This window comes from Rhodococcus sp. NCIMB 12038 (genome assembly GCF_002165735.1).
GTDB lineage: Bacteria > Actinomycetota > Actinomycetes > Mycobacteriales > Mycobacteriaceae > Rhodococcus_F.
This window is the reverse complement of sequence record NZ_NHML01000001.1, coordinates 526,810-534,807: the sequence shown is the minus strand read 5'-3', so window position 1 is coordinate 534,807 and position 7,998 is coordinate 526,810. Positions and strand designations below refer to the sequence as shown.

6 protein-coding genes and 1 rRNA gene are annotated in these 7,998 nt (G+C 67.0%); all 7 read right to left on the bottom strand.

Features of this window, described 5'->3' with window-relative positions; genetic code table 11:
* Window positions 1–1,161: ribosomal RNA gene (locus tag CA951_RS02420) — 16S ribosomal RNA — on the bottom strand; the annotation flags it as partial.
* A gap of 625 nt (window positions 1,162–1,786) precedes the next feature.
* Window positions 1,787–2,761 (bottom strand): 2-hydroxyacid dehydrogenase, encoded by a 975-nt coding sequence (locus CA951_RS02415; protein WP_087555306.1) that lies wholly within the window; start codon window positions 2,759–2,761, stop codon window positions 1,787–1,789.
* The gene (gudD, locus tag CA951_RS02410) at window positions 2,761–4,098 is read right to left on the bottom strand and encodes a glucarate dehydratase (protein WP_087555305.1); all 1,338 of its coding nucleotides are present in this window, start codon (window positions 4,096–4,098) and stop codon (window positions 2,761–2,763) included. The genes CA951_RS02415 and gudD overlap by 1 nt, the downstream gene beginning before the upstream one ends.
* Window positions 4,099–4,219: 121 nt before the next feature.
* Window positions 4,220–4,936: a sulfite exporter TauE/SafE family protein gene (locus tag CA951_RS02405; protein WP_087555304.1), complete on the bottom strand. Its 717-nt coding sequence runs from the start codon at window positions 4,934–4,936 to the stop codon at window positions 4,220–4,222.
* Window positions 4,933–5,943 (bottom strand): ABC transporter ATP-binding protein, encoded by a 1,011-nt coding sequence (locus CA951_RS02400; protein WP_087555303.1) that lies wholly within the window; start codon window positions 5,941–5,943, stop codon window positions 4,933–4,935. Before CA951_RS02400 ends, CA951_RS02405 begins: the two co-directional genes overlap by 4 nt.
* A 1-nt stretch (window position 5,944) precedes the next feature.
* Window positions 5,945–6,964: an ABC transporter ATP-binding protein gene (locus tag CA951_RS02395; RefSeq protein WP_087555302.1), complete on the bottom strand. Its 1,020-nt coding sequence runs from the start codon at window positions 6,962–6,964 to the stop codon at window positions 5,945–5,947.
* Window positions 6,961–7,992, bottom strand: coding sequence for an ABC transporter permease (locus tag CA951_RS02390; protein WP_087555301.1), 1,032 nt, complete (start codon window positions 7,990–7,992; stop codon window positions 6,961–6,963). Before CA951_RS02390 ends, CA951_RS02395 begins: the two co-directional genes overlap by 4 nt.
* Window positions 7,993–7,998 lie beyond the last annotated feature (6 nt).

Below are 7,998 nucleotides of genomic sequence, written 5' to 3'. Positions count from 1 at the left end.
TCCCCACCTTCCTCCGAGTTGACCCCGGCAGTCTCTTACGAGTCCCCACCATTACGTGCTGGCAACATAAGACAAGGGTTGCGCTCGTTGCGGGACTTAACCCAACATCTCACGACACGAGCTGACGACAGCCATGCACCACCTGTATACCGACCACAAGGGGGGCCGTATCTCTACGGCTTTCCGGTATATGTCAAACCCAGGTAAGGTTCTTCGCGTTGCATCGAATTAATCCACATGCTCCGCCGCTTGTGCGGGCCCCCGTCAATTCCTTTGAGTTTTAGCCTTGCGGCCGTACTCCCCAGGCGGGGCGCTTAATGCGTTAGCTACGGCACGGATCCCGTGGAAGGAAACCCACACCTAGCGCCCACCGTTTACGGCGTGGACTACCAGGGTATCTAATCCTGTTCGCTACCCACGCTTTCGCTCCTCAGCGTCAGTTACTGCCCAGAGACCCGCCTTCGCCACCGGTGTTCCTCCTGATATCTGCGCATTTCACCGCTACACCAGGAATTCCAGTCTCCCCTGCAGTACTCAAGTCTGCCCGTATCGCCTGCAAGCTCGAGGTTGAGCCTCGAGTTTTCACAGACGACGCGACAAACCGCCTACGAGCTCTTTACGCCCAGTAATTCCGGACAACGCTTGCACCCTACGTATTACCGCGGCTGCTGGCACGTAGTTGGCCGGTGCTTCTTCTGCAGGTACCGTCACTTTCGCTTCGTCCCTGCTGAAAGAGGTTTACAACCCGAAGGCCGTCATCCCTCACGCGGCGTCGCTGCATCAGGCTTTCGCCCATTGTGCAATATTCCCCACTGCTGCCTCCCGTAGGAGTCTGGGCCGTGTCTCAGTCCCAGTGTGGCCGGTCACCCTCTCAGGTCGGCTACCCGTCGTCGCCTTGGTAGGCCATTACCCCACCAACAAGCTGATAGGCCGCGGGCCCATCCTGCACCAGTAAACCTTTCCACCAAAAACCATGCAGCCTTTGGTCATATCCGGTATTAGACCCAGTTTCCCAGGCTTATCCCGAAGTGCAGGGCAGATCACCCACGTGTTACTCACCCGTTCGCCGCTCGTGTACCCCGAAGGGCCTTACCGCTCGACTTGCATGTGTTAAGCACGCCGCCAGCGTTCGTCCTGAGCCAGGATCAAACTCTCCGTTGAAGACTCTAGATTCCGGCACCCCCAAAGAGGCACCTAATCAGTCATAGACATCGAGTCAAATCACTAGCAAAAAAACTCAAACTAGCTTCAATCAAACACTGACCCCCCATCCGACGGAAGAAGGAAGGGAAGCCAGCAAAATACCCACACCACACACGCCAACCAAACCCCAAGAGGCGGTTGAACATTCGTGATGCGGAGTACCAAAAACATTTGGCACTGACATTCATCGACACACTGTTGAGTTCTCAAAGAACACGCGCACACCATCGCTTCTGACTCACTCGCCAGCCGCTCCGGGGCAACTTTTCCAGCTTATCCCATCAGGCTGACCGGCGCAAACCGGCACCCGCTGAAGACATTCCGGGGTTGAAGCACAACCATACACGATGGTGAACTTCGGATTTGCCAGGCACTTCGTACAACCTCGTTGCATCACCAGGTGGTGAATGTCGGTGTCCGTGTCGCTCTGACTTGGAATAAGTTACGCGAACCCTGCGCCGTTTTCCAAATCGCCTGGTCGCAGCGATTTCGGCCTCAACTCTTCAAGATCTGTCACTCTCGCCGGCACCGACTCCCTTCTATGTAGGGACTCCTATATAGAAGGTCGCAATACGCGGATGCCTCAGCCGCAGGTGCGCAGGACCGTCTGCCCTGTGTCCAGCCGGCGGATGTTCTCGGTGATGTCGCGGACGCGGCCGAGGAACGTGTGGTCGGTGACGCCGGACGAGTGCGGGGTCATCAGGACGTTCGGCAGGTCGCGGAACGGCAGTGCGCTCGGCGCGCCGTGACCGCCGGCCTCGGGATAGGAGTACCAGACGTCGATGGCCGCGGCCGCGATCCGGTGCGACGCCAGTGCGTCGTACAGCGGCTGTTCCTGAACGAGGGGGCCGCGCCCGACGTTGATCAGGACTCCGTCCGGTCCGAGCGCCTCGAGTTCCGGCCCGCCGATCATGCCGCGGGTGTGATCGCCCAGCGGCGCGGACACCACCACGACGTCGGACTCGGTCATGAGCCGGAGCAGCGACGTGTTGCCGCCCGCCCATTCGAGGCCTTCCGCATCGGCGTCGAGATTTCCGCGCCCAGTGACCGCGCAGCCCTCTGCACCGAACGCGCGCAGCAGGCTCCACGCCCTCCCGCCGATGTGACCGAAGCCGACGAACCCGATCCGCGCGCCACGCATGGATCGGGGCTGCGCGATCGCGTCGTCGTAGACCGACGTCGCCCACACGTCGCCGCGGAGGGCGCGGTCGTGACCGAGGAATCCGCGGCGCAGCATCAGCGCCGCCGACACGATGTATTCCGCGATCGAGTCCTCGTGGTGGAAGGTGTTGGCGACCAGGGTGTCGGGAGGAAGGGCGTCGAAGGCCACGTTGTCGGTGCCCGCGCCTGCGACGTGCAGCAGCCGCAGCTTCGGTGCGGCCGTCGCCATCGCGGCGGTGAACCGGCCGCCCACGTACACGTCGGCGTCGGCGAGGTCGGGGACGATCTCCGACTCGTCGAATTTCCGATGCCATGACACCACGGCGCCGGGCGGCAGCCCCGACTCGAACAGTTCGCGATGCGGCAGCAGATTCCGGTCGCCGACGACGATCTTCATCAGGCGCGGACCAATGCCGGGCGCTTGTTGTCGAACGACCAGCCGGGCACGAGGAACTGCATGCCGACCGAGTCGTCGCGCGCGCCGAGACCTTTCTGGAGGTACAGCTCGTGCGCGGCCTCGACCCGGTCCATGTCGAGCTCCACCCCGAGGCCCGGCGTCGACGGCACGGTCAGGTAGCCGCCCTCGATCTCGTACGGGTCCCTGGTGATCCGCTGACCGTCCTGCCAGATCCAGTGGGTGTCGATGGCGGTGATGTCGCCCGGGGCCGCGGCGGCGACGTGGGTGAACATGGCGAGCGACACGTCGAAGTGGTTGTTGGAATGCGATCCCCACGTGAGGCCCCACGCGTCGCAGAGCTGGGCGACGCGGACCGATCCGGCCATCGTCCAGAAGTGCGGGTCGGCGAGAGGGATGTCGACGGCGCCGGAGCGAATGGTGTGCCCCATCTCGCGCCAGTCGGTGGCGATCATGTTGGTGGCGGTGGGCAGTCCGGTGGCGCGCTTGAATTCGCTCATCACCTCGCGGCCGGAGAAGCTGCCCTCGGGGCCGACCGGGTCCTCGGCGTACGCGATCACGTCCTTCAGTCCACGGCAGGTCTCGATGGCCTCCGACAGCAGCCACCCGCCGTTGGGGTCGAGGGTGACCCGCGCGTCGGGGAACCGCTCGGCCAGCGCCGTCACGGCCGCCGCCTCCTCGCGGGGCGCGAGGACGCCGCCCTTGAGCTTGAAGTCGGCGAAGCCGTACCGCGCCTGGGCGGCCTCGGCGAGCCGCACGACGGCGTCCGGTGTCAGCGCCTCCTCGTGCCGCAGACGCAGCCAGTCGTCGGACTCGCCCGCGCCCGACTGATAGTCCAGGTCGGTCTTGTTGCGGTCGCCGACGAAGAAGAGGTAGCCGAGCGCCTGCACCTTGTCCCGCTGCTGACCGTCGCCGAGCAGGGCCGCGACGGGAACACCGAGGTGCTGCCCGAGAACGTCGAGGAGAGCCGACTCGACGGCGGTGACGGCGTGGATCGCGACGCGAAGATCGAACGTCTGGTTGCCGCGGCCGGCGGAGTCGCGGTCGGCGAACGTGCGCCGCAGGTCGGCGAGTACGCCGTTGTACTCGCCGATGCTGCGCCCGGTCACGATGGCGCGGGCGTCCTCGAGGGTACGCCGGATCGGCTCGCCGCCGGGGACCTCGCCGACACCGGTGTTGCCGTCGGAATCGGTGAGGATCACCAGGTTCCGGGTGAAGTACGGGGCATGCGCGCCGGACAGGTTCAGGAGCATGCTGTCGTGTCCCGCGATCGGGACCACTCGCATGTCGGTGACGACCGGGGTGCTCGTTGTACTCATCTTCCGAAACCTTCCTTCACAGCGCAGCGCCGCCCGTGAGGCGCCTCACAACGAAAACCCTAAGTGGCCCGATCGATACATGTCCAAGACTTGTTGAGCATCGAACGATGCAGACACTGCATCAGAGAAGCTGCTGCCCGATCAGCATCAGCGCGCCCACACAGGACACCGCGATCGACGTCCGGCGCAGGCGAGAGGCGTCCAGGTGGCGGTTCACGAACCGCGACGCCACGTATCCGAGCACCGTCGCCGGGACGAGCAACGCGAACATCACCGCCGACTCGCGATGCACCGAACCCGTCGCGGCGAGAACGGCGACGGACAGCGTGGAGCCCACCAGGAAGAACGCGCTCATGTTGCCGCGCAGCTGCGCCCCCTTCGACCCCTGCATCACCAGCGCCATCGGCGGTCCGCCGATGGACGTGGCCGTGCCGAGCAGACCCGACGCGGCCCCGGCGAAGGCGAGGTTCCGGCGTCGCGGCGGCGGCGCCCAGCCCAGGGTCGCGAAGACGACCCCGGACAGCACCACGCCCGCGAGCAGCAGCGACAGTCCCCGTTCCGGCAGCACCACCAGCAGCACCGCGCCCGCGATGGTGCCCGGCACCCGGCCGGCCAGAGCCCACCCCGTGCCGGTCAGGTCCAGCGCGTCCCGTTCCCGCCACACCACCATCACCGTGACGACCGTCGCCGTCATGATCAGCGTCCCGGGCAGCAGGCTCGGATCGACGAGCGCCACGACCGGCGCCGCGAGCATGCCCATCCCGAATCCGATCGACGCCTGCATGCACGAGGCGAGAAAGACGGCGAGCGCGATGACCGCGAACTCGGCCCCGCTCACCCGACCGCGACCGGCACGCCGAGCGCGACCGGACGGCGAGGATGATGGCATTCGGCGACGTGGCCGCTTTCGCGCTCGTCGACCGCGGCGGGCGGCACCGTGCTCGCGCAGACGTCGGTCGCGTGGACGCAGCGGGTGCGGAACCGGCAGCCCGACGGCGGGTTCAGCGGCGACGGAACCTCACCCTCGAGGATGATCCGCTTGCCGCGGGAGTCGGCGTCCAGCTTCGGTGCCGCCGACATCAGGGCCTCGGTGTACGGGTGGGCGGGACGGTCGAAGACGGCGTCCGTCGCACCCGTCTCCACGATCCGGCCGAGGTACATCACGGCGACACGGTCGGCGACGTGCCGGACCACCGACAGGTCGTGCGAGATGAACACGTACGAGATGCCGAGCTGTTTCTGCAGGTCGTTCAGCAGGTTGAGCACCTGAGCCTGCACCGACAGGTCGAGGGCCGACACGGGTTCGTCGCAGATGACGACGCTCGGGTTCAGCGCCAGGGCGCGGGCGATCCCGAGACGCTGACGCTGACCGCCGGAGAACTCCTGCGGGTAGCGGTGCTCGTCGCTCGGCCGCAGACCGACGAGGTGCAGCAATTCGCGCACCCGCGCCGCCCGGTCGCGGCTGGTCTTGTACATCGTCTTGTGGGTGCGCCACGGCTCCGCGATGATGTCGGCCGCCGACATCCGGGAGTTCAGCGACGCGTACGGGTCCTGGAACACCATCTGCACCCGGCGGCGCAGCGCCAGCAGGTCCTTGCCCTTCAGCGAGAACGGGTCGACGCCGTCCCACGTCACCGACCCGGAGTCGGGGCGCTCGAGCATCATCAGCGTGCGGGCGAGGGTGGACTTGCCGCAGCCCGATTCGCCGACGAGCCCGAGGGTTTCGCCGCGGGCGAGGTCGAGGTCGATGCCGTCGAGCGCACGCAACTGGTTCTTGCCTGCCGCGTTGGCAGGCACCTTGAACGTCTTGGTCAGGCCCCGCACCTTCAGAATCGACTCGGACATGTCAGACCTCCTCGGGGAAATGGCACGCCGAGCGGCGGCCGGCCGCGACGCCGGCGAGCGGCGGGCGGGTGGTGCGGCACAGGTCGCGGGCGAGCGGGCAGCGCGCCTGGTAGACGCAGCCGGACGGAATGGAGTGCAGGTCGGGCGGGGTGCCGCCGATCGACTTCAGGTCTTCGCCGCGGACCGCGTGCACGGGGACCGAATCGAGCAGGCCCTTGGTGTACGGGTGCTGCGGCGAGGAGAAGACCTCGGCGACCGGTCCGGTCTCGACGACGTTGCCCGCGTACATGATCGCGACGCGGTCGGCCTCCTCCGCCACGAGCGCGAGGTCGTGGGTGATGAGGATGACGGCCATGTCGTGCTCGGTGCGCAGGTCCCGCAACAGCGACATGATCTGCGCCTGCACGGTGACGTCGAGTGCGGTGGTCGGTTCGTCGGCGAGCAGGACCGTCGGGCTCAGCGCGACGGCCATCGCGATCAGCAGGCGCTGCCGCATGCCACCGGAGAACTGGTGCGGGTAGGAGTCGACGCGCGATTCGGGCTCGGGAATCCCGACCCTCTGCATCAGCGAGATCGCTTCCCGCCGCGCCTCTTTCGCGGACAGGCCGCGGTGGATCCGGAACGGTTCGGCCAACTGCTTGCCGACCGTGTAGACGGGGTTGAGCGCCGTCAGTGCGTCCTGGAACACGATGGCGAGTTCGGTGGCGGCGAGAGTGCGGCGGGTCTTCGCCTTCGCCGTCACCAGGTCGACGTCGCCGAGGCGGACCGAGCCGTCGGTGACGTCGGCGATCGGTTCGAGCAGGCCGACGAGCGCCTGCGCGGTCATCGACTTGCCGCACCCCGACTCACCGAGCAGCGCGAGGGTCTCCCCACGTCGCGCGGTGAACGACACGTGGTCGACGGCACGGACCGTGCCCGAGGGGGTGCGCAGGTCGACGGTGAGATCCGCGACCTCGAGTGCGACGCGGTCGATGTCTGCGGCGAAGTCGGGTGATTCGACAGCCGGTGCAGGTGCGCTCATGAGACGACCTTTCGGGTGGGGAACAGCCGGGAGCGACGCGACCGCGGCACGGTCAGACGCCAGCGCTGGGCGGGGTCGGTGGCGATCCGGGCCCACGCGGCGAGCACGGTTGCCGACACGGTGGTGACGACGATGGCGAGACCGGGGAAGAAGGACAGCCACCACGCCGTCTGCAGGTACGTCCGGCCCTGGGAGACCATCAGGCCCCAGCTGATGTCGGGCGGCTGGATGCCGATGCCGAGGAAGCTCAGCGACGACTCGGCGAGCATCACGTAGCAGAAGTCGAGGGTGGCGACGGTGAGCAGAGTCGGCAGCAGGATCGGGAACACGTGCCGACGGATGACGGCCCCGCTGCGGGCGCCGAACGTGCGTGCAGCGTCCACGAACAGCCGGCTCTGCAGTTCCGCCGACTCCGCGCGGGCGGTGCGGAGGTAGATCGGGATGCGGGTGATCGCCAGGACCAGGACGATGTTCGCCGCGCTGGGCGAGAACACGTACAGGACGACGACGGCCATCAGCAGCGACGGGAAGCTCATGATGACGTCGGCGACGCGCATCGCCGTCGTCTCCCGCCAGCCGCGGTGGTAACCGGCCCACATGCCGATGAGGGATCCGACGATGCAGGACAGCGCGACCGCGGGCAGCGCCACCAGGAGGGTGGTGCGGCACGCGACGATCAACCGGGCGAGCATGCTGCGCCCGAGCGGGTCGGTGCCGAGGATGTTCATCCACCCGTTCGCCACGTGGAACGGGGCGAGGTTGGACCGGTCGAGGTTCTGATCGGTCGCGGCGTCGCCGACCAGCCACGGGCCGAAGACGGCGACGAGGAACACGAACACCAGGATCGCCGCCGCGACCGTCGCCATCCGGTCCCGCAGGAGCAGCTTCCACAACGGCGTCTTGTTCCGGGAAGACGTGGGCGCGGGAGCGGCGTCTCCGCCGGGGGCGGCCGGGGTCGGGAACGCCTGGTCGGGGCCCTGGTGGACGTCGCCGGCTCCTTCGAGGCGGGGAGCGTTGTCTATGGACATGTCGGC